This is a genomic window from Mesorhizobium sp. YIM 152430 (assembly GCF_029210365.1).
Lineage (GTDB): Bacteria > Pseudomonadota > Alphaproteobacteria > Rhizobiales > Rhizobiaceae > Aliihoeflea.
The window spans coordinates 70,896-93,339 of sequence record NZ_JARGES010000030.1 but is presented as its reverse complement, the minus strand read 5'-3'; the positions used below and the strand labels follow the sequence as shown (position 1 = coordinate 93,339).

The 22,444-nt window shown below is 60.1% G+C and carries 23 protein-coding genes and 5 pseudogenes; 19 read left to right on the top strand and 9 right to left on the bottom strand.

Going from position 1 to position 22,444, the window contains the following annotated elements; genetic code table 11:
* Nucleotides 1-382: 382 nt before the first annotated feature.
* Entirely contained in the window at nucleotides 383-583 is a 201-nt protein-coding gene (locus PZ895_RS10825) for a hypothetical protein (protein WP_275839022.1), read from the bottom strand.
* 143 nt (nucleotides 584-726) lie between these two features.
* Here PZ895_RS10825 and PZ895_RS10820 point away from each other — a divergent pair, with 143 nt between their 5' ends.
* From PZ895_RS10820 to PZ895_RS10795, 6 genes and pseudogenes are all read left to right on the top strand, one after another.
* Nucleotides 727-1,680: a sodium-dependent bicarbonate transport family permease gene (locus tag PZ895_RS10820; RefSeq protein ID WP_275839021.1), complete on the top strand. Its 954-nt coding sequence runs from the start codon at nucleotides 727-729 to the stop codon at nucleotides 1,678-1,680.
* Nucleotides 1,677-1,985 (top strand): hypothetical protein, encoded by a 309-nt coding sequence (locus PZ895_RS10815; RefSeq protein WP_275839020.1) that lies wholly within the window; start codon nucleotides 1,677-1,679, stop codon nucleotides 1,983-1,985. The genes PZ895_RS10820 and PZ895_RS10815 overlap by 4 nt, the downstream gene beginning before the upstream one ends.
* A gap of 236 nt (nucleotides 1,986-2,221) precedes the next feature.
* Nucleotides 2,222-2,673: pseudogene (locus tag PZ895_RS10810) on the top strand (IS66 family transposase); the annotation flags it as partial.
* 85 nt (nucleotides 2,674-2,758) lie between these two features.
* On the top strand, nucleotides 2,759-3,961 hold the full coding sequence (locus PZ895_RS10805; protein WP_275839019.1) for an IS256 family transposase: 1,203 nt from the start codon (nucleotides 2,759-2,761) through the stop codon (nucleotides 3,959-3,961).
* Nucleotides 3,962-3,999: 38 nt separating this feature from the next.
* A pseudogene (locus PZ895_RS10800) lies at nucleotides 4,000-4,506 on the top strand (transposase); the annotation flags it as partial.
* A complete protein-coding gene (locus tag PZ895_RS10795) occupies nucleotides 4,472-5,146 on the top strand; it encodes a UPF0149 family protein (RefSeq protein ID WP_275839018.1) in 675 nt (224 codons plus the stop codon). The pseudogene PZ895_RS10800 and the gene PZ895_RS10795, both read left to right, overlap by 35 nt.
* A gap of 195 nt (nucleotides 5,147-5,341) precedes the next feature.
* On the opposite strand, the pseudogene PZ895_RS10790 reads toward PZ895_RS10795, so the two are convergent.
* Nucleotides 5,342-5,868 (bottom strand): annotated as a pseudogene (locus PZ895_RS10790) (transposase); the annotation flags it as partial.
* 13 nt (nucleotides 5,869-5,881) lie between these two features.
* Here PZ895_RS10790 and PZ895_RS10785 point away from each other — a divergent pair.
* Together PZ895_RS10785 and PZ895_RS10780 are read left to right on the top strand one after the other, a co-directional pair.
* On the top strand, nucleotides 5,882-6,814 hold the full coding sequence (locus PZ895_RS10785; RefSeq protein WP_275839017.1) for a flagellar hook-basal body complex protein: 933 nt from the start codon (nucleotides 5,882-5,884) through the stop codon (nucleotides 6,812-6,814).
* Between the two features lie 304 nt (nucleotides 6,815-7,118).
* Nucleotides 7,119-7,898 carry a flagellin gene (locus tag PZ895_RS10780; protein WP_275839016.1) on the top strand — a complete coding sequence of 260 codons (780 nt, stop codon included), beginning with the start codon at nucleotides 7,119-7,121 and terminating at the stop codon, nucleotides 7,896-7,898.
* 50 nt (nucleotides 7,899-7,948) lie between these two features.
* On the opposite strand, the gene PZ895_RS10775 is transcribed toward PZ895_RS10780, so the two are convergent.
* A complete protein-coding gene (locus tag PZ895_RS10775; protein ID WP_275839015.1) occupies nucleotides 7,949-8,230 on the bottom strand; it encodes a hypothetical protein in 282 nt (93 codons plus the stop codon).
* Between the two features lie 508 nt (nucleotides 8,231-8,738).
* On the opposite strand from PZ895_RS10775, the gene PZ895_RS10770 reads away from it, so the two are divergent.
* From PZ895_RS10770 to PZ895_RS10735, 8 genes and pseudogenes are all read left to right on the top strand, one after another.
* Entirely contained in the window at nucleotides 8,739-8,882 is a 144-nt protein-coding gene (locus PZ895_RS10770) for a hypothetical protein (RefSeq protein WP_275839014.1), read from the top strand.
* 57 nt (nucleotides 8,883-8,939) lie between these two features.
* A complete protein-coding gene (locus tag PZ895_RS10765; RefSeq protein WP_275839013.1) occupies nucleotides 8,940-9,185 on the top strand; it encodes a hypothetical protein in 246 nt (81 codons plus the stop codon).
* Complete coding sequence (locus PZ895_RS10760; RefSeq protein WP_275839012.1) at nucleotides 9,182-10,051, top strand: F510_1955 family glycosylhydrolase; 870 nt, start codon at nucleotides 9,182-9,184, stop codon at nucleotides 10,049-10,051. The genes PZ895_RS10765 and PZ895_RS10760 overlap by 4 nt, the downstream gene beginning before the upstream one ends.
* 162 nt (nucleotides 10,052-10,213) lie before the next feature.
* Nucleotides 10,214-10,417 (top strand): annotated as a pseudogene (locus tag PZ895_RS10755) (transposase); the annotation flags it as partial.
* A 149-nt stretch (nucleotides 10,418-10,566) separates the two neighbouring features.
* The gene (locus tag PZ895_RS10750; RefSeq protein WP_275839011.1) at nucleotides 10,567-11,304 is read left to right on the top strand and encodes an SDR family oxidoreductase; all 738 of its coding nucleotides are present in this window, start codon (nucleotides 10,567-10,569) and stop codon (nucleotides 11,302-11,304) included.
* The gene (locus tag PZ895_RS10745; RefSeq protein WP_275839010.1) at nucleotides 11,304-12,104 is read left to right on the top strand and encodes an SDR family oxidoreductase; all 801 of its coding nucleotides are present in this window, start codon (nucleotides 11,304-11,306) and stop codon (nucleotides 12,102-12,104) included. The genes PZ895_RS10750 and PZ895_RS10745 overlap by 1 nt, the downstream gene beginning before the upstream one ends.
* A gap of 34 nt (nucleotides 12,105-12,138) precedes the next feature.
* Nucleotides 12,139-12,828, top strand: a complete 690-nt coding sequence (locus PZ895_RS10740; protein ID WP_275839009.1) for a DUF3047 domain-containing protein — start codon at nucleotides 12,139-12,141, stop codon at nucleotides 12,826-12,828.
* 292 nt (nucleotides 12,829-13,120) lie between these two features.
* A complete protein-coding gene (locus PZ895_RS10735; RefSeq protein WP_275839033.1) occupies nucleotides 13,121-13,591 on the top strand; it encodes a hypothetical protein in 471 nt (156 codons plus the stop codon).
* Nucleotides 13,592-13,610: 19 nt separating this feature from the next.
* On the opposite strand, the pseudogene queF reads toward PZ895_RS10735, so the two are convergent.
* From queF to PZ895_RS10710, 5 genes and pseudogenes are all read right to left on the bottom strand, one after another.
* A pseudogene (gene queF, locus PZ895_RS10730) lies at nucleotides 13,611-14,036 on the bottom strand (preQ(1) synthase); the annotation flags it as partial.
* Between the two features lie 253 nt (nucleotides 14,037-14,289).
* Entirely contained in the window at nucleotides 14,290-17,466 is a 3,177-nt protein-coding gene (locus tag PZ895_RS10725; protein ID WP_275839008.1) for a CusA/CzcA family heavy metal efflux RND transporter, read from the bottom strand.
* Complete coding sequence (locus tag PZ895_RS10720; protein ID WP_275839007.1) at nucleotides 17,463-18,965, bottom strand: efflux RND transporter periplasmic adaptor subunit; 1,503 nt, start codon at nucleotides 18,963-18,965, stop codon at nucleotides 17,463-17,465. Before PZ895_RS10720 ends, PZ895_RS10725 begins: the two co-directional genes overlap by 4 nt.
* Nucleotides 18,884-19,279, bottom strand: a complete 396-nt coding sequence (locus PZ895_RS10715; RefSeq protein ID WP_275839006.1) for a FixH family protein — start codon at nucleotides 19,277-19,279, stop codon at nucleotides 18,884-18,886. Before PZ895_RS10715 ends, PZ895_RS10720 begins: the two co-directional genes overlap by 82 nt.
* A 286-nt stretch (nucleotides 19,280-19,565) precedes the next feature.
* Nucleotides 19,566-19,706, bottom strand: coding sequence for a hypothetical protein (locus PZ895_RS10710; protein ID WP_275839005.1), 141 nt, complete (start codon nucleotides 19,704-19,706; stop codon nucleotides 19,566-19,568).
* Between PZ895_RS10710 and PZ895_RS10705 the strand changes: the two genes are divergently transcribed.
* Complete coding sequence (locus PZ895_RS10705; RefSeq protein WP_275839004.1) at nucleotides 19,693-20,223, top strand: hypothetical protein; 531 nt, start codon at nucleotides 19,693-19,695, stop codon at nucleotides 20,221-20,223. The two genes, PZ895_RS10710 and PZ895_RS10705, sit on opposite strands and share 14 nt — an antisense overlap.
* Before the next feature lie 84 nt (nucleotides 20,224-20,307).
* On the opposite strand, the gene PZ895_RS10700 is transcribed toward PZ895_RS10705, so the two are convergent.
* Nucleotides 20,308-20,874, bottom strand: a complete 567-nt coding sequence (locus PZ895_RS10700; protein ID WP_275839003.1) for a carboxymuconolactone decarboxylase family protein — start codon at nucleotides 20,872-20,874, stop codon at nucleotides 20,308-20,310.
* A gap of 157 nt (nucleotides 20,875-21,031) precedes the next feature.
* On the opposite strand from PZ895_RS10700, the gene PZ895_RS10695 reads away from it, so the two are divergent.
* Both PZ895_RS10695 and PZ895_RS10690 read left to right on the top strand, forming a co-directional pair.
* On the top strand, nucleotides 21,032-21,661 hold the full coding sequence (locus PZ895_RS10695) for a TetR/AcrR family transcriptional regulator (RefSeq protein ID WP_275839002.1): 630 nt from the start codon (nucleotides 21,032-21,034) through the stop codon (nucleotides 21,659-21,661).
* On the top strand, nucleotides 21,658-22,338 hold the full coding sequence (locus PZ895_RS10690) for a haloacid dehalogenase type II (protein ID WP_275839001.1): 681 nt from the start codon (nucleotides 21,658-21,660) through the stop codon (nucleotides 22,336-22,338). The genes PZ895_RS10695 and PZ895_RS10690 overlap by 4 nt, the downstream gene beginning before the upstream one ends.
* Nucleotides 22,339-22,444 lie beyond the last annotated feature (106 nt).

The following is a 22,444-nucleotide window of genomic DNA, read 5'->3' as shown; positions in this document are numbered from 1 at the left end:
GACGCGTTGCGCTTGGTGGAGCCAACGCGCGAAACGCTCACCGCTTCGCGGGCCTTTTTACGGAAACCTCCTGATTGTGCACATTGCGTCGATGAAAATTCTGCGGCACTCTCGGCCCGGCGGGAACCTTCCGAAATGATAATTCTTATTGCGGTACCCGACGCGTGCTCAGTGCGTGGGGCCATGCTCCGAGCCGCCAGGATATAACGTCCCTTCTTTCCTGGCGGCGTGGACGCCGGGCGGTGTGATCAATGTATGAACAGCGAGCGGCTACTCTGTTGATGAGTCCTCGACCTTTAACAACTTGGCCAAAAGAACCGTCGGATGGACGATGCGCCAAGAGGCGAGCACGTCCAGCTCGGCGTCGTTGAGAAATACTGCTCTAAGGGCCTCCCGCTACCGATCCGACTATGACCATCATCAGCGCATCAAGATCGATCTCCCCCTGGACATTCAATCGCCCGGGTTCATGTTCAAACGACAGGGCCTGGGAGTCCTCTTCGACCTGTCGCCGCAACTCGTCAATTATCGCGTCCTCGAGTTTTCTCTCTAAAGCAGGCGCGAGTGAAGGGTCATCGCTCATACTAACCTCGCTTGATCTCGAGGGTAACAACGAGCCGTTGCCGTGGTTCCTTGGGATAGAAAATTTTGGCTTGATGGTCGAACGGCTTGCAGACCCTCAGCTGGTGCTTCTACGGTAGAGATCTCGCAATAGAAGTTCCGCTAATGCTGTCACAGCTCCTGTCGCCGATCATTCTCTTTTTCGTTCTGGGTATGGCGGCCGGCTTTGGCCGATCCGATCTTTCCGTTCCGGAACAGGTCGCTAAAGGACTGTCCCTCTATTTGATGGCCGCGATCGGGTTGAAGGGTGGCATTGAGGTTGCCGAAGTCGGCTTTTCGAGCGACATGTTGATTGCTGCCGGGGTGGGCATGGTTCTCAGTTGCGCATTGCCTCTACCGGCCTTCTGGATGCTTCAGAAATTCGGGCGGATAGACCGGATCAACGCGGCGGCGGTGTCAGCTCACTATGGCTCCGTCAGCGTAGTCACATTTGTCACCGCTGTCGAGATTCTGCCGGCTTCAGGACTTTCCGCTGAGGGCTACATGGTCGCTGTGATGGCTCTGATGGAAACACCGGCCATTGTCGTTGGTCTGATGCTAGCCCGCTCAAGGGGGTTTGCCAAATCCGGTAGCCAGACAAACCTCGTGCGGGAAACGCTCCTCAACGGTTCAGTTGTTATGCTGGCGGGAAGCTTTGCTGTAGGACTCACGATCGGGCCATCTGGGTTCGCGAGCATTGCACCCGTTTTCGAAAGTGGCTTTCGAGGGCTGCTATGCCTCTTCCTGTTGGACATGGGTCTGGTTGCCGCACGACGGTTACGCGGATCGCAAGTCCTGACACCACGAATGGTCGCACTGGCTATTTTCATCCCAGTCTTCAATGGCACGATCGGCGTGCTGGCGGGAACAATAGCCGGGTTGGATCCGGGATCGGTTGCAATTCTGGGAACTTTGGCAGGCAGTGCCTCCTACATCGCAGTGCCTGCTGCTATGCGCCTTGCTCTTCCGGAAGCCGATCCCGGCATCTATCTGACCATGTCGCTCGCAATCACGTTCCCGTTCAATCTCACGCTCGGTATTCCGTTCTACACCATCATGGCTAGTGGATTGCAACCATGACCGAAGTCAGACATCGCAAGATAGAAGTGCTTCTCGATGCCCCGCTCATACCAAGATTGGCTGATTTTGCTGAAGCTGCGGGAATTTCCGGTTACACTATACTACCCACTCTCGCAGGGGTGGGGCGGCAAGGCGCGTGGTCGGAAGATCTGGTGGCAGGAGCGGACACCAAGGTTCTTTTCTGGACTGTTACGACGGAAGAAAAGGCCATGCAGTTTCAGCTCGCTGTTGAACCATTCCTCACTTCTTACAAAATGGTGTGGGTCGAGACGCACGCAACCGTGCTGAGGCCCCAAAGGTTTTGACATCGTTTTTTGGCCGTATCATAACCGCCTTTGAGCGTAAGCGTCCGGTGAGTTGGGGTTTGTGCCGGCGGGTTTCTGGTCCAGGTTTCGGAGCTGATTTCGCATCAATTTTCGAAGTTAGCGACGGAACGATGGGACGGATGGAGATCATCACGGGTCGTGAGCGCCGGCGGCAATGGTCGGATGAGGACAAGCTGCGCATCCTGGAAGAGGCCTCAGATCCGAGGCTGAGCGCGGCGGCGATCTACGCGCGCGAAGGGGTCGAGATCGCCCGCTCGACCATGGCCGACTGGGTCGGTCGGACGGCGGCCCTGATGGAGCCACTTGTCGCAGCGGTGCGTGCCCATGTCTTTGCCGGCACCCGGCTGCATGGCGATGACACACCGGTCCCGGTTCTCGATCCGGGCCGCGGGCGCACCAAGCAGGGACGGCTGTGGACCTATGTGCGCGATGAACGCCCCTGGGCGAGCGCTGCGCCGCCGGCCGTCTGCTACCTGTACAGCGGCGACCGCAGGGGCGTGCATCCACAGACGCACCTGAAGGCGTTCCGCGGTGTCCTTCATGCCGACGGCTACGCCGGCTTCAAGCACCTGTATCGCGGGCTACACCTGACGACGAGAGCGCTGTCGTCGAGGCGGCCTGTTGGGCCCATGCCCGGCGCAAGTTCTTCGAACTGACCGTCTCCGGGCCGGCGCCGATTGCGGAGGAAGCGCTGGGGACTGTCAGGAATTCTGTGCGCGAGGCCATGATGATGGAAAGGAGAGAATCATCACATGGCTATCGAGAAAGAACTACTGGACCAGCTCCTTGCTGGCCGCGATCCGAATGAGGTTTTTGCCAGGGACGGTCTTCTGGACGATCTGAAGAAGGCGCTTTCGGAGCGGATTCTGAACGCCGAGTTGGACAAGCACCTTGAGGATGAACGCGTTGAGGGGGCCGCCAATCGGCGCAACGGGCATTCGAGGAAGTCGGTGCCGACGGGCACGTCGAAGATGACGCTGTCGATCCCGCGCGACCGGGCCGGCAGCTTCGATCCGAAGCTGATCGCCAAATACCAGCGCCGCTTTCCAGACTTCGATGCCAAGATCATCTCCATGTATGCGCGCGGCATGACGGTGCGCGAGATCCGCGGCCATCTGGAGGAACTCTACGGTATCGACGTATCGCCGGACCTGATCTCGGCTGTCACCGACGCCGTCCTGGAGGAGGTTGCCGAATGGCAGAGCCGGCCGCTCGATGCCTGCTTTCCCTTGGTCTTTTTCGACGCGATCCGGGTCAAGATCAGGGGTGAGGGCTTCGTTCGCAACAAGGCCGTCTACATCGCGCTCGGCATCCTGCCCGACGGCGCGAAAGAGATTCTGGGCATCTGGATCGAGCAGACGGAAGGCGCCAAGTTCTGGCTGCGCGTCATGAACGAACTGAAGAGCCGCGGTGTCGGCGATATCCTGATCGCCGTCGTCGACGGCCTGAAGGGCTTTCCCGAAGCGATCAACGCCGTCTTTCCCCAGACCGTGGTCCAAACCTGCATCGTGCATCTGATCCGCCATTCGCTCGAGTTCGTGTCGTGGAAGGACCGCAAACCCGTCGTGCCGGCGCTGCGCGCGATCTACCGGGCCAAGGACGCCGAAGCCGGCCTGGCGGCGCTCGATGCGTTCGACGCCGGCTATTGGGGCCAGAGATATCCAGCGATCACCCAGAGCTGGCGGCGCAACTGGAGCCAGGTCGTTCCCTTCTTCGCCTATCCCGAAAGCGTGCGCCGGATCATCTACACCACGAATGCGATCGAGGCGCTGAACTCGAAGCTGCGCCGCGCCGTTCGAACCAGGGGGCACTTCCCAAGTGACGACGCGGCCATGAAGCTGCTATATCTGGTCCTGAACCATGCGGCCGAGGAATGGAAACGACCGCCGCGCGAATGGTTCGAGGCCAAGACCCAGTTCGCCGTTGTCTTCGGCGAGAGGTTCGTCAGCCAATGACGAAACCGGCCTCGCGCACAGAATTCCTGACAGTCCCAGCGTTGCGTCGCATCGGCGAACTCTACGACATCGAAGCCTCCATCCGCGGTTCGCCCGCCAATCTCCGTCATCGCGTCCGCCAGGCACAGGCGAAGCCGAAGGCTGACGCCTTGCGGCAATGGCTTGAGCAGCAATTGGCCTGCCTACCCGGCAAGAGTGGACCGGCGCCGGCCATCCGCTATGCGCTCACGCGCTGGCCGGCGCTCTGCCGCTATCTCGACGACGGCACGGTCGAGATCGACAACAACGCGGCCGAACGCGCCATCCGGCCGGTGACGCTGGGGAGGAAGAACTGGCTCTTCGCCGGATCCGACCTTGGCGGCGAACGGGCAGCAAGCATCCTGACGCTGATCGAAACGGCGAAGCTGAATGGGCTTGATCCCGAAGCCTGGCTGCGCGACGTTCTTGCTCGAATTGCCGATCACCCCATCAACCGCATCGGCGAACTGCTGCCCTGGAACTGGAAGCCGCATGCCGAGCATCCCGCGACGTTTGACGCTGCTTGACAAGCAACTGGCAGGCCTGCCGGAAGATAGCGATCCAATGCTCATCAGCGAGTTCGATGGCTTCCTGGCCGGGATTCTCGTCTGTCCCGACCTGATCATGCCCGGTGAGTGGCTGCCGATGGTTTGGGGCAGCACAGACGAAGATGCCGCTCCGGTCTTCGAGAACGCCAAGCAGCTGGAGAAGGTGGTCGGGCTGATCATGGAACACTACAATGCCACCGCCAATGACCTGCACCGGGGCCAATATGCGCCCGTGTTCGACGTCGATCCCCGACACGACGAAATCCTCTGGGAGTTCTGGATCGACGGCTTCGAAGCGGCCATGCAACTCCGCCCGGAAAGCTGGGCGGTGATGCTGGGGAGCGACGAAGACACGCAGATCGCGCTTGCCGGGCTCGTCACCCTCACCGAGATCAGCCGCAATGAAAGCCGCCTCGCCAAGCCCGAGGCCGACGACCTCGCCGAGAACGCCCCGGACCTGATTGCGCACTGGGTGGAGACCCTCAACGCCTGGAGGCTTACCCAGCACCTTGCCGGTCAACCGGAGCAACCTGCACCAAGCTTCGGCAAGGTCGGACGAAACGATCCGTGCCCCTGCGGTTCCGGCAAGAAATACAAGAAGTGCTGCGGCAGCAACTGAACCTCAAATCCTCACCGGACGCTTACCTTTGAGCGGGGTCGGCAATGCGCTAAGGCGCAATGACGCTCCACTTGAGACGACACCAATCCATAACACTGGTTTGTTGAGAGCGGTTGGCAACGATCGTAGTTGGCAAACCAAAATCGCTCGTCGTACGCGGACGTAGCCGAATCATTTTAGCAGCGCGCGCCCATTCCAGCCGCGGATGAAGCCGTGCCGGCGATAGAGGCGTGGTTCTTGTAGCCGAAGGCGGGAATGGCGATGTCGCGCTGCTGGACCTTTCCGTCCTCAGCCACTTTGGCCTTTGAGAACTTCACGGTCCAGCGCTCATCGCGATCCTTCTGGCGCAGCTTGGGAGGCTTCCCCTTCCATGCGTCCGGGACCTTGCCCGCCTTGATGTCCGCCTTCTCTGCGTCGGAGTTGCGTTGCTTTGGCGCCGCAACGATCGTCGCGTCCACGATCTGGCCGCCCATCGCGAGATAGCCGGCCTTGGTGAGGTGCTTGTCGAAACGGGCGAACAGGTTCTCGATCGCCTTCGCCTGCGTGAGGTGCTCGCGGAACAGCCAGATCGTCTTGGCGTCCGGCACGCGGTCCCCGAGCCCCAGCCCGAGGAAGCGCATGAACGACAGTCGATCCTGGATCTGGAACTCGGCCTGGTCGTCCGACAGGCCGTAGAGCGCCTGCAGGACCATGATCCTAAACATCATCACCGGGTCGTAGGGCGCAGGCTCCTTCGTGCCCGATGCGCAGGGTCGCCTCGTCAACGCGGCCGGCTTCTACCTCCTCGGCACCAAGATGGCCGCCGGCCTGACGCCGGACGATCTCGAAGTCGTGTCGATCTCGTCGACCGGCCTCACCGCCTCGGCCTCGACCGAAGGCGCGTTCTCGCCGAACCTGCCGGCGCTCGCCGACATCGTCACCGACCCGGCCGCGCTGCCGAGCGCCAATCCCGATCCGGCAGGCACCCCGCCGCAATTCTCCGGCAAGACCTCGATGACGGTCTATACGGGCATCGGCGAAGAGAAGGTCATCGACGTCTATTTCGCAAAAACCTGCCCGAACACCTGGGAAGCGGTCGCCTATGATGCCAGCCTTGCCTCGCCCGATGGCGGCTTCCCCTACGGAGGCCCGGCGCTGGGCACCGCGGCACTGACATTCGACCCCTCGGATGGTTCGCTGGACCCTGCGAGCGACCAGTCTCTCGACTTCACCGTTCCCGGCGGCGAAGCCTTCACGCTCTCGCTGGCCGGCATTCAGTCGCTCGCCGCGGATTATACCGCCCGCGCGCCTGCCGTGAACGGCAGCGGCACCGGCGGCTTCGACGAGATTTCGATCGATCTCGACGGCATGGTCTCGGCGCTGAACAAGAACGGTTCGGTCATCAATCTCTTCCGCATTCCGATCGCCACCGTCACCAGCCCGGACCGCCTGACGACGCTGCCCGGCAACGTCTATCAGGCGAACAACGGCTCGGGCGGCATGACGATCGGGGTCGCGACCACCTCGAACTTCGGCGAAATCGTGGCCGGCGCCCTCGAAGGCTCCAATGTCGACATCGCCGAAGAGCTGACGAGCATGATCGAATCGCAGCGTAACTACACCGCAAATTCGAAAGTCTTCCAGACGGGAGCGGATTTGTTGGACATTTTGGTCAATCTCAAGCGGTGAACTGGCCTGCTCGCGTCGATCATTGCCTACCGAGCCATTGATATAATTGCCGGGTTTTTTGCTGCTAACGCGCGAGACGACCAATTGGCAAGACATGGTCAACGGGGCGGCAGTGTTAAGCCTGACAGTGTCCGACTCCAAGAGAGACAGCATGAGCCCAAAAATCGCTCTGGCCGTTCACCTTTCGTTAGAACTCGGCGCGGTACTCATAGGCGACGAGCAGGGGCCAGGGCGGCTTAGCATGATGCGATCCTACTCCGCCGGATGAACCGGGCGCTTTCATCGAGTTAAAGGATTGTCAGTTATGGCTAGCATTCTCACCAACACCTCCGCAATGACCGCTCTCCAGACGCTGCAGAGCACCAACAAGAATCTCGCGACGACCCAGAACCGCATCGCCACCGGCGAGCGCGTTTCGACCGCTTCGGACAACGCGGCCTACTGGTCGATCGCCACGGGCATGAAGGCTCAGAACAGCGCCAACTCGGCCGTCAAAGACTCGCTCGGCTTTGGTGCCGCGGTCGTCGACACCGCCTATACCGGTCTCGAAGAAGGCATCAAACTCGCTGAACAGATTATGGCCAAGTACGTTGCTCGGCAGCAGGGCGGCGTCGACACGGTTGCAATCGACGCAGAAATCACCGAACTGAAAGCTCAGATGACCTCGATCGCCACGTCATCCGATTTCCAAGGGCAAAACCTCCTTACGACCATGGGTACCGCTTTGACGGTCGTAAATGGTTACACCGCTGCAGGCGGCACGACGACGATCACAGTCGCCAACTACGATCTCGAAGGAGCTGGCGCCACGATGACCGACGCTGCGACCTCGCAGACGGCTCTCGACGCTATGCGCGGCGCTGCCGCGACGATGGGTGCCTCGAAGGCTCGCATCGACTCGCAGATCGAGTTCACCGGCAAGCTCATGGACGCCATCGACCGCGGTGTGGGCGTTCTGGTCGACGCCGACATGAACGCCGAATCGGCTCGCCTGTCGGCTCTGCAGACGCAGCAGCAGCTCGGCATCCAGGCGCTGTCGATCGCCAACCAGAACTCGCAGTCGATCCTGTCGCTCTTCCGCTAATAGCGAAAGCCGCGATGTGACACAGAAGGGTCGCTCTAAGCGACCCTTTTTTATAAACTTACTAGCTTGGCAAACCGCGACAGCAGCGCTTCGTCCTTCGCTTTCAGCGCCAACGCTACCACCGCATCTCGCATCTCGTTTGGCAGCCACCAGGCCTTTCCACCGGATGCCGTGTCGGGCGGATAAGCCAAATGATTTCCGTCTGGCGTCTCGATGAGCTTAACGCCGTAGAGCTTGATCCCCTCATCAAGGACTAGCGTAAAAGTGCAAAGGTTGGTGAAGCCCTTTTGGCTTGCCTGTCCTTGAGTGCGTTGTACATTTTCAATGCGCATTGCATATCTCCTCTCGAGAATATGCCGCCGAGAGCTTGCGCGAAAATGGACAGCGGAAAGGCGGACACCGTTATCCATCAACATTGCAGGTTGGACCCGTAGACGCCCACCGGTGTGGTGGACGGTTCTCCCTCATGTGACTTTTGACGGTCTCGCTTTAGAACATTGCAATGCCGCGAGCGGAGGCCGCCCACCACATCAGGTCAGGCTATCGCATGTTGCGACACGGTAGAAGTGATGCCCGGCTACGGCCCGGCGCACGGGCTCGATCTGGTTAACTGGCTCTTCCTGACTAAGCTGCAAGGGCCTGCCTGAGGATACCACCCGCAGGCTTGCGGAGGTTTTCGGGCACGGGTTCGACAAGACTGATTAGGGCTTCAGATCCACGGCATCGTCACCCAGGTCGTCGACGCGGAGGGCCGCTGGCATCATTCCGGACAAGCTCCTGTTCGATATCACCAAGCTCGGCGTAGCCGAGGCGGCTAAAATTCAAGGTTACCAGACCAGGATGCCCGCCTTCGAAGGCGTCCTGACGGACAAGGAGATTGTCGCCGTGCTCTCGTTCATCAAGGCGCAATGGCCGGAGCAGGTGCGCCAGCGCCACGACGAGATGAACCGCCGCTTCCAGCAGCGCCAGGAGGCAGCAGAGTGACCGGGATCGTGGCCCGCCCGTTGACCTTCCACCTGCTAGAAACAGCATGATGCACGGATGAAGAAAGGCAGCGCGATGCGACAGGGAAGCCAGCCTCTCGACCGTTCCATTCTGGCGGCGTTCAAGCAAGCGCACGACGTCGGCAGGCTCGATGTCGCCGAACATCTCCTTTGCGCGCTGGAATGCCTCTGCGGGGACGATGCCGTCGAGGAAAGCGCCGCCGGGGAGGCGTATAGGGTGATCTGCTGCGGGTGCGAAAAACCGGAAAACCAACACGAATGCAGGAAAGGAAGAAAACAATGACGAAACGAAGCAGGTCAGCCTTGCTCGGAGCTTTGGCGTGCTCCGCCGCGGTCGCGGTGGGCCTGGTTGCGCGGGCTGAATCCGTTCCGGTGTCGCAGCTCAAGCAGCAGACCCATATCCACGGACTCGCAGTAGAACGCGAGGATCCGGAATATCTTTTGATCGCCACCCATCACGGGCTTTTCCGCGCCGATCCCGGTGGCGAGGCGGAACGCATTTCCGTCGTGCAGGATTTCATGGGCTTCACGGCGCATCCTTCCGATCCGGGAACGCTGTATGCCAGCGGCCATCCGGCGGATGGAGGCAACCTCGGCTTCATCGCTTCGACCGACGGCGGCGCGAACTGGAAACAGGTATCGGCGGGCGAGGGCGGTCCTGTCGATTTCCACCAGATGACCGTGAGCCCGGCGGACCCGATGACGGTCTACGGCGCGTTCGGCGGCCTGCAGGTCAGCCGCGACGGCGGCAAGACGTGGTCCGTCGCAGGGCCCTTGCCTCAGCGGCTGATCGACCTCGCCGCCTCCGCCCGTGACAGCGACACGCTTTACGCCGCGACCGAATCCGGGCTGCTGATCAGTAAGGATGCGGGCGGGACGTGGAAGGCGGTGGTCGAAGGCTCTCCGGTCAGTCTTGTAGAGGTCACGCCCGAGGGGGCGTTCTACGCTTTTGTGCTCGGTAAGGGGCTCGTGCATTCAGCCGAGGAGCAACTGGATCTCGCTCTTGTCGGCGCAGACTGGGGAGACCGGGTTCTCCTGCATCTGGCTGTCGATCCTACGGACGAAGAGCGAATATTCGTTGCGTCGCATGAAGGCGACATCCTCGCAAGCGAGGACGGCGGAGCCAACTGGAGAGAATTCGGCCGTTGACGAGGCCGCTTGCGCTGCACCCTTGCTGTTGCTCGTGATGGCGCCGAGCTAGATTAACCAAGCGACTCGTATCATGGGCTTTCCATCAGCTGGGCGGTTCCGTCGTTGGGCTACGAACTTGCGCGATGATTTAACTTAACTGCGGGATCCGGATGGAGATTCTTTCTAATAGAGATCGTCAAGCGAATGGACAAGGCAAGGGGCTTCGAGGTGTTGCCGCGCAGAGGGGTTGTGGAACGGACCTTCGCGTGACTCGGACGATACCGCTGCCTGGCCAAGGACTTCGTGAGAACGATCGCCTCCGCCGAGGCATGGATTTTCGTCGCCAGTATCCGATTGCCCACCAGATGGCTCGCAAGCCCATGAGACCCATACGATCTTCAGGATTCAAGATCTAAGGGCTGCCATTCACATCGACTCAATTCGGCGTGAGGCAAGCTCATGGTGACTGGACTTTCCCGACACCAGAGGATTGTTTCCCTGTTTCCCTAGACGGTTTTCGAAATTGGACAAAAATGCTGCTGCCTGGACGAAACCGCATCTCTGGAACGTTCGATCCGCGTGGGCAGTGCTATCTGGTAACAGGAGCAAGTTCCGGCATCGGACTGGCGGTCGTGCGGATACTTGCTGCAAAGGGCTGTCGAGTTACAGCCAGTGGTCGCCGACCGTCCCGCGAACTGCCTGTCGATTTTCCCGACGTGGACTATGTTACGCTCGACGCCAAGGATCGAACTGGTGTCGCGGAATTAATGTCCAGGGTAGCTCCTTGCCTTGATCGGGCCGTCCTGTGCGCAGGAGCCGGTTTCTATCGGTTTGTCGAAGCCGAGACTTCTGCTGACATCCATCGCGTGGTCGACGTGAATCTTTCGTCTCAAATACGGCTCGCACACCGCCTCTATATACCCCTTGCCAGAAATGGCGGTCGCCTTTGTTTCATCGGATCGGCTGCATACAAGGGATCGCCAGCCATGCCGGTTTATGCCGCTACAAAAGCCGCTCTGGACGGTTTGGGCCGGTCGCTCGCATTGGAGTGGCAAGGGCGGATCGTCGTCAAGGTTTTACACCCTGGGCCTACGGCAACCGGGATGGCGGAAAGGGCGGGGCGAAAACGAGATTGGCTCTCCCGTGTCATGTTGCCGCCATCGGCGATGGCAGAAATGATCGTTCGAAGCATTGAAGACGGGGGCAGCTTTCGTCAGACGCTTTCCTATAGTCGATATCTGATGAACGCGCTACGCAAGGTCAGGTCTTGATGCGAGTCCTGGTGACGGGAGGCGCCAACGGACTTGGTCGTGCCTTGGTGGAAAAGGCACTCGCGGCCGGCGCATCCGTTTTCGTGGTGGACGTGGATGCGAGGGGTCTTCAGCAATTGCCGTCGCAGGTAACGCGTGTGGTGGCCGACCTAGGGAGTGAGGTCGATGTCGCTCATGCGCTGGCGTGCCTCGCCGACGAACCGGCATTCGACCTCGTCTTACTCAATGCTGGCATCAGCGCGACAGGGCGGTTCGAAGAGGTATCGCTCGAACGCATGGAGCGCGTCGTCGCGGTCAATCTGATTGCATCCATGCAGCTTGCAGCCGGTCTGATCAAGGCTCAAAAGCTGGCGCGTTCTGGACGTCTGGTCTTCGTCTCATCGCTCTCGCATTACGTCGGTTATCCAGGGGCGAGCAGCTATGCAGCGACCAAGGACGGCATCACGGTGTTTGCGAAAAGCCTGCGTCGACCACTTTGGAAGCAGAATGGGGTATGCGTTCAGATTGTGGCGCCGGGACCCATGGATACGGCGCACGCCTCAGAACATTCACCAAGACCGAACCACCGGGTAGGTCGAATCGCTCCTCAAGTTGTCGCAGAGGCCATCTGGCGATCGCGTCGTCGCTTTGCGATCGTTCCTGGGCGGCGCGCCATCCTCGGTGCGCTTCTCGGTCGCCTTTTTCCCAGGACCGCAGGCTGGCTAATGCGACGAATTCTGTTCGAAAAGATGCTGGCAGCACCTTCCAACACTCTCATCCCCCTCCAGGTTCAGCCGCAAAAGCCTCATCGTTCACCATGAGCAACGGCGACAACCGAATATTCAGGAGAATATCATGACCCGTCACCCGCCACTGACTTTATCGCGCCGCCAGCTCTGTATAGGCTTTGCAGCGTCGTCGAGCCTTTTTCTAACGGGCACGGGGACAGCGAACGCAGCCGATATTCGCTTTGACGAAAGTTGGGAACACCTGACGTTCCGGCGTCTCATACCGAATGTCTTTCAGCCAGCCCGGGAGACTTTGAAAGTCGTCGCAGACGGCAGTTCGTCGATCTTATATCGGATGTTGGAACCTGCGTTGCACGGCGCGCAAAAGGCGCGATGGACCTGGGAGGTCGGAAGTTCGGTTCCCCCATCGGACCTGTCGACACTTGGCGAAGACGATCGCAATCTCGGTATGTTCTTCGTCAGTCTCGATGCGGCAAATGCCGATCGGGTTCGGCCGGGGACGAATATCAGGAGCTTGATGGCCAATCGGTCAGCGCGCATCCTGATGTACACGTGGGGTGGCAACACCGCTCCCGGGACGATCGTGCCGAGTCCACATGCTCCCGAGCGGCTGCGCAATTTGATTACCCGCGAAGCCGGCACGGGCCGATTTACCGAGGAGGTCGATCTGGCGGCGGATTTCCCGCGCGTCTTCGGACAGCCTCTGGACCGACTCGTCGCTGTGGCCGTCTCCTCCAACAGCGAGAACACGCCAGCACGGGTCGACGCGACCGTGTCGAACCTGACAGTCAGCTAGTGGCTTGAGGCCACCTGCTCACTCTGCGCGATTGTGAGAGCTCTTAAACGATCGATCCTATCATGCCCTGATCTTCTTGCAGATCAGGGCATGATCCCTGTGGAAATAAACGTTGGAGAATTTGGCGGTGCAACGACGGCGGCATGGCCGGATTTCGGCTCACGTTGTCGTCAGGCAGTTGTAAGCCCGAGCCGGCGGTCGCGTATGCGAATTGCGTAGACGAGCGGCAATGCAATCAAGGTCGCCCAGCCCTCGCCGATCATCTGGCCGGTGAGAAATTCGAGATTACCGAATGTCAATCGGCGCGCAAATTGTGCACGCCGGTTCACATGCCGAAGGCGATCGAGAAGAAGACTATGCTGTCAGCAGCGAGCCCACGGCACCGCTCGCGAAGACAGCCATCACCAGCCCACGTCGCTGGAGCGGTGTGAAGACGGCGAGATCGACGGTTTCGGAAATCACGAAGGCGGCGACGGAGGCAATTACCAACGCGGCGGGAGCCAGTCGACAGGGCCGCATCGACGGCGATTGCCGCGAATGCCCCGTTGAGGCCGAGCCGCCGCGGCACCAGGTCACGCAGCACAAGAGCGGCACCAATCGCCAGCACGCCGCTTGGCGCTGCGATTCCCGGCCAGACGGTAATGGTGCATGGGCCGGCTTCGATGCAGGCCGTGCCGAAATTACCGACCGGCCAGTTGGCGAGCGGAATGGTAGCGCAAAAGAGTGCCAGATAGGCGCCCCCCCTCGGTTCGCTGGATATTGATTCTTGTCATCGCGTCATCTCGTCCGCGATAGGGTGCGACGCTTGAATCGGGTATCCACAGTTCGGTCCGTGCGGATCCGGTCTGGTAGAAGACGTCGATTGGAATACCGCCGCCGGGTACCAATAGCCGCCGATGCGCAACCATTCGGGCTCGAGCAGGCCGATCAGCCACTTGCCGATCATCACCGTGCACTCTTCATGGAAGGCGCCGTGATTGCGGAAAGAAAACAGGAAGAGTGTCTGGGACTTGCTCTCAACCAACCCCGCTCCGGGAACGTAATCGATGACGAGATGTGCAAAATCCGGCTGACCCGAAACGCACGGTGAAACTCGTTTCAGCATGCGGGCTTGGCACTCTTTCCAAAGTGGCCGCTTCAGAGGTGGCAGGGATGAGAGTCTCAGAACCGAGCTGTGTCAGCCGGGAATAGGAATTGTCGTGAGACAAAAGCAAGCGACCTTTCGAGAAAAGCCTCCGACCGCGATGCCGCAAAAGTCGCGACGAGCGATGATGAACTCGGTGTCCTTTTTTTAACCGGGTAGGCTGCGACCGGAGGCATGGATGCCAAGCACCGCGGATAGTAGGGTCAAGACTCAGGCTAAAGACCCCAACGTTGGCTCCTATTATACTCGCACAAGGTGCCGGCGCAGAAAGCGACTTCATAAAATCCCTTTGATCGGAACTTGAACCAAGAGCATGGTCATGTTTCCCGTGCGGTTTTCGGGCGGACAACCTTATGACCGGCGTCCACATCGACTCCTACGGGGTTTGAAAGATGCCAGCCTTTTACGATTGCATAAACCGCCGGAATGACGATCAAAGTCAGCAACGACGATGATACCATGCCGCCGATCATTGGGACCGCTATTCGTTGCATGATCTCCGATCCAGAACCTGTGCTCCACAGGATCGGGATGAGTCCTGCCATGATGGTGACGACCGTCATGATTTTGGGACGTACCCGCTCGACCGCTCCCACCATAACCGCTTGATGCAGATCAGTGCGTTGGAAGGGGCGTCCTTCCACCTCGCAACGCACCTTGGCATCAGTGAGCGCGTGATCGAGATAGATGAGCATGATCACCCCTGTCTCCGCGGCAACGCCTGCAAGCGCGATGAAACCGACGGCGACCGCGACCGACGTGTTGAAACCCAGCCACCACATCAGCCATATGCCTCCGACGAGCGCGAATGGCAGAGACAGCATGACGATCAGAGTCTCGGTCAGGCGGCGGAAGTTCAGGTAAAGCAGGAGGAAAATGAGCGCCAGAGTTAAAGGCACGACAACTTTGAGGCGCTCCACGGCGCGTTCGAGATATTCGAATTGGCCGCTCCACCCGAGGGAGTAGCCGTCCGGCAGATCGATGGCTTGAGCGACCGCCGACTGTGCCGCCGCCACGTAGCCACCGAGATCGCGTCCTGAAATGTCGACAAAAATGTAAGCCGCCAGACGCCCGTTCTCCGTCCTGATTGATGTTGCGCCACGGGCGAGTTCGACCGAGGCGACTTCGCCGAGCGGGATAGCGCCGCCACCGGGGAGGGCGATCTCGATGCCGCGCGCAATGGAATCAGGATCGCTTCGCAGCGCCCGGGGATAACGGATCGACACCCCGTAGCGTTCGCGACCTTCTACCGTCGAGGTTACAACTTGCGCGCCCAAAGCCATGGAGATCACGTCCTGGACGTCAGCGACGGAGAGCCCGTAACGACCGAGGGCAGTGCGGTCGGGCTTGATGTCGAGGTAATAGCCGCCGATCACGCGCTCGGCATAGGCGCTTGACGTTCCTGGAACAGTTTGCAAGACGGCTTCTACCTCGCGGGCCACGCCTTCGATGCCTTCCAAATCCGGTCCGTAGACTTTCACGCCAACCGGCGTCCTGATGCCCGTCGCAAGCATGTCGATCCGTGCTCGGATCGGCATCGTCCAAGCATTCGCTACGCCAGGGAACTGGAGCGCGGCGTCCATTTCGACCTTCAGGCTTTCGACCGTTACATCCTTGCGCCATTCGTCCTTGGGCCTCAGGTTGATGATGGTCTCGAACATTTCCATCGGAGCAGGATCGGTTGCCGTTGCGGCGCGGCCGGCCTTGCCGAACACTGAATCGACTTCCGGAAAGGATTTGATGATCCGGTCCTGCGTCTGCATCAGCTCGGCGGCTTTGGTCACCGACAGGCCCGGTAAGGTCGTCGGCATGTACATCAGCGTGCCTTCGTCGAGCTCAGGCATGAATTCGCTGCCGAGCTGCCGGGCTGGCCAGATGGTCACGGCAAGCACGAGCAAAGCGATCAGGATCGTCGCGCCCTGCGCCTTGAGGACCCCGCGGATGACAGGCCGGTAGGCTCCGGTCAGAAGCCGGTTCACGGGGTTTTTGTGCTCGGGGACGATCCTACCTCGAACGAAGATGACCATGAGAGCTGGAACGAGCGTGATGGATAATATCGCCGCAGCTGCCATAGCGAAGGTCTTTGTGAATGCAAGCGGCGCGAATAGCCTGCCTTCCTGGGATTCCAGCGTGAAGATCGGCAGGAATGAAACTGTGATGATGAGGAGGCTGAAGAACAGTGCTGGGCCTACTTCTGAAGCCGCTTCGATCAGCACCTCGAGGCGGGGCTTTTCCGGCGGCGCGCGTTCGAGGTGCTTGTGGGCGTTCTCGACCATCACGATCGCCGCGTCGATCATCGCCCCGATCGCGATCGCGATACCGCCCAGGCTCATGATGTTCGCGCCAATTCCCAAGAACTGCATGACCGCGAATGCCATGAGGATGCCGACGGGCAACATGATGATAACGACCAAGGCGCTGCGGACGTGGAGAAGGAACACGATCGTTACTAACGCGACGACGATCGATTCCTCAATCAGCGTTGTCTTGAGCGTCGTGATGGCGGCCTCGATGAGTTTGGACCTGTCGTAAACTGGAACGATGTCGGTTCCGGCCGGCAGGCTGTCCTTGATCGCCGCCAGGCTCCCCTTGACGTTGTCGATCACGTCGAGCGCGTTCGCGCCGAAACGCTGTAGCACGATGCCGCTCGCGACTTCGCCCTCGCCGTTGAGTTCCGTGATTCCGCGCCGTTCGTCGGCGACGATTTCCACACGCGCAACGTCGGTAAGCCTGAGCGGGACGCCGCCGTCGGCCATGAGGGCGATGTTTTCCAGGTCGCCCGCGTCTTCGAGATACCCCTGGCCGCGCACCATGAACTCGAACTCGGAGATCTCGACGGTGCGTCCGCCGACATCGAGGTTGCTGTCGCGCACGGCATCGGCCACGTCGCTGAGCGTCAGGCCGGCGGACCGCAATCGCGCAGGATCGATCACGACCGAATACTGCTTGACGAACCCGCCCACGCTCGCCACTTCGGCGACGCCGTCAGCGTCGGAGGCGGCGAACCTCACCACCCAGTCCTGCAGCGAGCGCAGTTCGGCCAACGTCAGCTTTTTCGCGACGACTGCGTATTGATAGACCCAACCCACGCCCGTGGCATCCGGTCCGAGCGTCGGCGTCACGCCGCCCGGCAATCGGCTCGCGGCCGCATTGAGATATTCGAGGACCCGGCTCCGGGCCCAATACGGATCGGTGCCGTCTTCGAAGATGACATAGACGAACGATACGCCGAAAAACGAAAAGCCCCGGACCACCTTCGACTGCGGCACGGTGAGCATCGCAGTGGTCAATGGATATGTGACTTGGTCCTCGATGACCTGTGGAGCCTGTCCGGGATATTCGGTGAACACGATGACCTGGACGTCTGAAAGGTCTGGTATCGCGTCCAGAGGAAGCGTGCGCAATGCGTAGATTCCCGCGGCCGAAGCGAAAACAGCCGCGAAGACGACGAGGAACAGATTTCTTGACGACCAATCGATGATGCGCGCGATCATGGTTCGATGACCTCCGACTGAAAGGCACTGAAAGCGGCATTAAGGTTGCTTTCCGCATCGATCAGGAAGTTGCCGGAAACGACCACGGGCTCGCCTTCCGCGATGCCTTCCAGGATTTCGGTCCGGCCGCCGCTTTGCATCCCGACCCGGACGTCGCGGGGTTCGAAGCGCCCTTCGCCGAGATCGACGAATACGGACTGGCGTTTTCCGGTGTCGATCACCGCTCCGTTGGGCACGGTGACGGTTTTGGCAGTCTGCCTTCCTTTTATTGCGACATCTGCGTACATGTTCGCCAGAAGGACGCCGTCAGGATTGGGCAGTTCGACGCGGACCCTGGTCGTTCGGGTCTGCTCCCGGATCTCGGGATAGACCTGATCGACCGTGCCTTCTAACTCCTTGCCGGGAAGGCTGCGGAACCGCACGACAGCCTTCGCGCCAACAGCGACATCGGAAGCCAGGTATTCGGGCACGTCGGCCATGATCCAGACGCGCGAGATATCCGCGATCTTGAACAGGACGTCGCCCGGCTCAGCCATCATGCCTGGAATGGCGGAGCGCTCGAGGATGACGCCGTCGAAAGGCGCGGTCACGACGATGCTTTCGGGAACGGCCCGCGTCGCCTCCATGTCGCGGACGGCGGATTCCGGCACGCCGAGGTTCTTCAGGCGAAGGCGGCTTCCGGACATCGCCTTCGCGGGGATGCCGCTGTTCAAGTCCAAGAGGAACTGGGCGCCTGCGGCTGCGATGTCGCGGGAATAGACGCGCATCAGCTCGTCGCCCGCCTCTATGCGGTCTCCGGTCGTCACGTCGGCGACGGTCTCCACGAATGCCTCGACCCGCGGCGACACGACGCTGACCAGCCGTTCGTCGAGCGTGACGGTGCCGGGAACGTCGATGGATCGGGCCATCACGCCGAGCTCGGCCGTTTCGGTCTTTACGCCGGTTCTCTGGATTTTTCCGGCCGAAACCACGACTGACGAGTCGCTCGGCTGCTCGCCCTCGTAAACCGGGATATAGTCCATCCCCATCCAATCTTTCTTCGGGACCGGCGAGGTGTCGGCGAGCCCCATCGGATTGCGGTAGTAAAGAACTTTCCCGCTCGCAGCCGGGGCCTTTGATCTGTCTTGGGGAGCAATTGGGCCTTGTTCGCCGAGCGTCACGTCTTCGCCCGCCCGCACGGCCTCGAACGGCTCTCCCTCCTGCGTCTCAGCGGCGGTTGCCGAATAGACGGCTTCCCCCGCCGGATGCCGATAATAAAGAATGTCCTCCTGCTCCCCGGCAGTGTTCGCGGAGGACGGCGCTTGGGCGACGGCGGGAACTAAAGATGCGGGGGTCAGTCCTCCGTGCCGCCCGACCCAATACCCTGCTGCCGCGCTAGCAAGGACGACTACCAGGGTCGTCACAATTCCGATGGGCCTCATGGAAGTACCTCCAAGGGCAGTTCTGCCGTGACGGTTTCCATCTCTCCCTGAACTTTTGCTGCGATCTGAAGGCGCCAATTGCCTTCCATCATCAAATCGGCCCGGAAGCGATAAAGGCCATCTTCAAGTTCCTCGACGGGTTGGAGGGGTGCGGTCATGGCAGCCATTCCATCGGGAGCCATGTCCAGTCTTAGGGCGTAAATTACGGCTGCCGGAACGCTGTTGCCTTCGGCATCGATGAGCCGCACCGTCAAAGCATTGTCGCCGACGGTCGCTACTTCGTCGACAATCTCAAACCGGAAGCCTTCATCCGCCGCCAGGACGGGCGTTATCGAGAATTGTACCGATGCGGATGCCAGAAATGCCGCGAGCAGAGCAAGCCGGTCACTCATTGCGAATCCTTTCCGACGCTAGGACTGGGCGACGGCTTCGCACCGACGCAAAGTCCCAGTGCGCAAGCCGCTGCGCACGGCAGTGCCCCCAGCAGGAAGGGCGCGAGGCCAACTGCCGTCAGCCAGCCCCAGTTAAGCGCCACTCCGGTACCAACGGCCAAACTGACCGCGAGCATCGTCCAGCGAATACGCAGCCGCGGCCGTGCGGAGCGGCAGCCGTCAGTACGCGCGGCTACGCCGTGTTCGATCGTGTTCATCTTGTTTGCTTTCTTAAGGACGGCTGATTCTAGCGCGGCGATCCGTTCCGCAGATACTTGATCAGTGCGGCAGCCACGAGCACCAGGACGATGAGAGCGAGGATCGAAAAAGCACTCATCCCCCACATCATCCAGCCCATGCCATCCATCGAACCCATGTCGTTCATCATGTCGAATTTCCTCTTTCTGTGCGTACGCGATCGGCGCAGCACCTGCGTGCCGCTCTTCCGCAATTGCGCGAATTCGACTTCAGCTTCTAAGTGGAGTCAGTCTATCGGCCCGGAGAGCCGCGGCAAAATGCGCGCGATATCGCGCCGCCGCCGCGTGAATTCCGGCGCTTTAGATCAAGCAGCTCGACGGGGAGGAAATGGGTCGGGCGTACGGACTACGCCCAAAGAAAAAAGAGCGACGCCGATTTCATGCGACATGCGATGCAAGAAATCGGCTTTCGCGGTTTGGTTCAAGATTGCAGGACAAGCCGTTGCACAGGCATTCATGCACGACATAACGCCGGCGGCGGCGTCGCAGTCATGGCAGTCGGCCATGTCCATCATTTTTGTCGACGCTGCATCCATCTCGATCGACATCGCTGTGGCTGCGCCAGGCTGCATTGTGGTTGCCGCCGCGACCGCAACGACAATGAGCACGAGCAGTGATCTGAGCCAAATCCGCATGATTTCACGGTAAACGAGCCGGTCCGTTCTGTCCATCGACGTGCCGCCGCCTTTTACATTGCTCGGGGCGGCCCGCATCCGGCCGGCCGCCAAGGCTTTAACCCTGGGTTGAGGCACCCTTCTTCCAAGCAAATTGCTGCATCGGCTTGTCGACCGGCGTGTTGGCCAGATGGTTGGTGTAGTTGCTCATGACTTTTTGCGCGACGCCCAGGATGACTTCGAGAATGTTTCGCCTGTCATATCCTGCTGCCAGAAAGTTATCGACATCATCGGCACCCAGGACGCCGCGGTTGCGAACAAGAGCAAGTGTGAAGGTCCGCAGCGCTTCCAGTTTGGCAGTGGGGAGGGGCGTTTCCTGGCGAAGGGCTGTGGTGATCTCGTCATCGACGCCCATGCGCTTGGCGATGCCTGTGTGCGCTGGGACGCAATAGTGACAGGCGTGCTCCACATTGATTGTTTGCCAGACAACCGTCTGCTCGTCAGCATTCAGGCTCGTCTCGGTGAAGAGCTTGTGCAGGACCTGATATCCGTCGAGAAGCTGAGGCGATTCCGCCATGACGGCATGAAGTCCCGGAATGCGGCCAAACGCCTTTTCGGACTTTTCCAGAAGCGGGGTGCTTTCAGCTGGTGCGGATGATTTGTCGTGGAGCGTAAACTCGGTCATCAGATCTTCCTCTGCGAGACGGCCGTAGCGGCGGGCCGCGTCGAATCCCACTTTCTGAGCGATCGTTCAAGATAATTTCGTAGCGATCACTCAAAATTGTTTCTCGGACTCCCCGGGCCTGCTACAGTGTGAAGCAGCCCCAAATAAGAGTGAAGCGATGGCCCGTCACGCCGCCTATGATCGACCCGCTGCCTTGGCGTCTGCGCTCAATCTATTCTGGGAACGTGGTTTTCACGCCACGTCGATCCGGGATCTGGAAGGTGCGCTGGATATGCGTCCGGGGAGCATCTACGCCGCGTTCGGCAGCAAAGAGCAATTGTTCATGGAAGCCTTGCATCTCTACGCACAGGCGATGCGGCAACGGTTGAGGGCCACGATCGCGACATCGGCTTCTCCGCTTCAAGCGCTTGCGGATTACGTTCGATCGTTGGGTTCTGATCTTCAGGACGACATGCCGTCAAAAGCCTGCATGCTTGCTAAGACTGTACTGGAGTCCACCAAGAAAGAAGGGGCGTTGCATGCTGCCGCGGCAAGTGCGCTCCATGACACCGAATTGGACATGGCGGCCTTGTTCGAACAGGCGGTTCAGCGGGGCGAATTGCCCCCTCGCGCGGACCCTCGGCGATTGGCAAGGCAGGCCCAGGCGTCGATCATCGGCTTGCGCGTCTATGCGCAGCGCGTCGGCGCGCAGCGAGCTGTGGTCGAATTGGCCGACGACATAGCAGCGACAATCGAGAGAATGCGGCGCTATGAGCCGCATGGTAAGAAGATCGAGGGATCGAAATGACCGAAAGAATGATCAAGGCGGTGGCGTTCGACATCATCGAGACGACGGTGTCATTAGAGCCTATGCGGGAGCGGCTGATGGGGCTGGGATTACCCGGCAACAGCCTCGAGCTTTGGTTTGCCTCAAGCCTGCGTGATGCGTTTGGGCTCGCCGCAAGCGACAGATTTCAGCCGTTCAAAGACGTATTGGACGCGGTCCTGGCAGATATGCTCGAACAATCTGGTCTTGCCGGATCGGCTGAAAAACGCGCCGAAGTTCTGAAGGGGATGGCTGAGCTGACGGCACATGAAGACGCGCGATCAGCTTTCGAGCGGCTTTCTGAGGCAGGTGTCCGGATCTTCGCCCTGAGCAACGGTGCCGCTGCCGTCACCAGCAGCCTTCTTCAAAGATGTTCTCTCAGCAACTTCGTCGATCGCGTGATCTCGGTCGACGAAGTTCGTTGGTCCAAGCCACGAGCGGAGGTCTACCGACATGCGGTGGAAATTGCCGGCCTACGACCGGAGGAGATGATGCTGGTAGCGTGTCATCCTTGGGATGTGCACGGCGCGAAAGCTGCCGGACTGCTTGCTGGCTATGTGAACCGAGGACATCGCTTCCCCACGACAATGCTACAACCCGATGTCGAGAGTGGCAGTCTGCTCCAGATAGCTGAAGACATTCTCACACTCGGGAAGTGACCCCAAGCCGGGAGCAACCATCGAGCGGATCGTGCCGTGTTAATTGGGCTTGTTCCTATGCGTGGCATGAGGGATCTCGGAGTAACTTGCAATAATGGACCGCAAC

What these genes read in the sequence shown, in the direction of transcription:
- PZ895_RS10825 (WP_275839022.1), bottom strand. Translation starts at nt 583, where the DNA reads ATGAGCGATGACCCTTCACTCGCGCCTGCTTTAGAGAGAAAACTCGAG.
- PZ895_RS10820 (WP_275839021.1), top strand. Translation starts at nt 727, where the DNA reads ATGCTGTCACAGCTCCTGTCGCCGATCATTCTCTTTTTCGTTCTGGGT.
- PZ895_RS10815 (WP_275839020.1), top strand. Translation starts at nt 1,677, where the DNA reads ATGACCGAAGTCAGACATCGCAAGATAGAAGTGCTTCTCGATGCCCCG.
- PZ895_RS10805 (WP_275839019.1), top strand. Translation starts at nt 2,759, where the DNA reads ATGGCTATCGAGAAAGAACTACTGGACCAGCTCCTTGCTGGCCGCGAT.
- PZ895_RS10795 (WP_275839018.1), top strand. Translation starts at nt 4,472, where the DNA reads ATGCCGAGCATCCCGCGACGTTTGACGCTGCTTGACAAGCAACTGGCA.
- PZ895_RS10780 (WP_275839016.1), top strand. Translation starts at nt 7,119, where the DNA reads ATGGCTAGCATTCTCACCAACACCTCCGCAATGACCGCTCTCCAGACG.
- PZ895_RS10775 (WP_275839015.1), bottom strand. Translation starts at nt 8,230, where the DNA reads ATGCGCATTGAAAATGTACAACGCACTCAAGGACAGGCAAGCCAAAAG.
- PZ895_RS10770 (WP_275839014.1), top strand. Translation starts at nt 8,739, where the DNA reads ATGCCCGCCTTCGAAGGCGTCCTGACGGACAAGGAGATTGTCGCCGTG.
- PZ895_RS10765 (WP_275839013.1), top strand. Translation starts at nt 8,940, where the DNA reads ATGAAGAAAGGCAGCGCGATGCGACAGGGAAGCCAGCCTCTCGACCGT.
- PZ895_RS10760 (WP_275839012.1), top strand. Translation starts at nt 9,182, where the DNA reads ATGACGAAACGAAGCAGGTCAGCCTTGCTCGGAGCTTTGGCGTGCTCC.
- PZ895_RS10750 (WP_275839011.1), top strand. Translation starts at nt 10,567, where the DNA reads ATGCTGCTGCCTGGACGAAACCGCATCTCTGGAACGTTCGATCCGCGT.
- PZ895_RS10745 (WP_275839010.1), top strand. Translation starts at nt 11,304, where the DNA reads ATGCGAGTCCTGGTGACGGGAGGCGCCAACGGACTTGGTCGTGCCTTG.
- PZ895_RS10740 (WP_275839009.1), top strand. Translation starts at nt 12,139, where the DNA reads ATGACCCGTCACCCGCCACTGACTTTATCGCGCCGCCAGCTCTGTATA.
- PZ895_RS10735 (WP_275839033.1), top strand. Translation starts at nt 13,121, where the DNA reads ATGTCAATCGGCGCGCAAATTGTGCACGCCGGTTCACATGCCGAAGGC.
- PZ895_RS10725 (WP_275839008.1), bottom strand. Translation starts at nt 17,466, where the DNA reads ATGATCGCGCGCATCATCGATTGGTCGTCAAGAAATCTGTTCCTCGTC.
- PZ895_RS10715 (WP_275839006.1), bottom strand. Translation starts at nt 19,279, where the DNA reads ATGAGTGACCGGCTTGCTCTGCTCGCGGCATTTCTGGCATCCGCATCG.
- PZ895_RS10705 (WP_275839004.1), top strand. Translation starts at nt 19,693, where the DNA reads ATGTCGTTCATCATGTCGAATTTCCTCTTTCTGTGCGTACGCGATCGG.
- PZ895_RS10710 (WP_275839005.1), bottom strand. Translation starts at nt 19,706, where the DNA reads ATGATGAACGACATGGGTTCGATGGATGGCATGGGCTGGATGATGTGG.
- PZ895_RS10700 (WP_275839003.1), bottom strand. Translation starts at nt 20,874, where the DNA reads ATGACCGAGTTTACGCTCCACGACAAATCATCCGCACCAGCTGAAAGC.
- PZ895_RS10695 (WP_275839002.1), top strand. Translation starts at nt 21,032, where the DNA reads ATGGCCCGTCACGCCGCCTATGATCGACCCGCTGCCTTGGCGTCTGCG.
- PZ895_RS10690 (WP_275839001.1), top strand. Translation starts at nt 21,658, where the DNA reads ATGACCGAAAGAATGATCAAGGCGGTGGCGTTCGACATCATCGAGACG.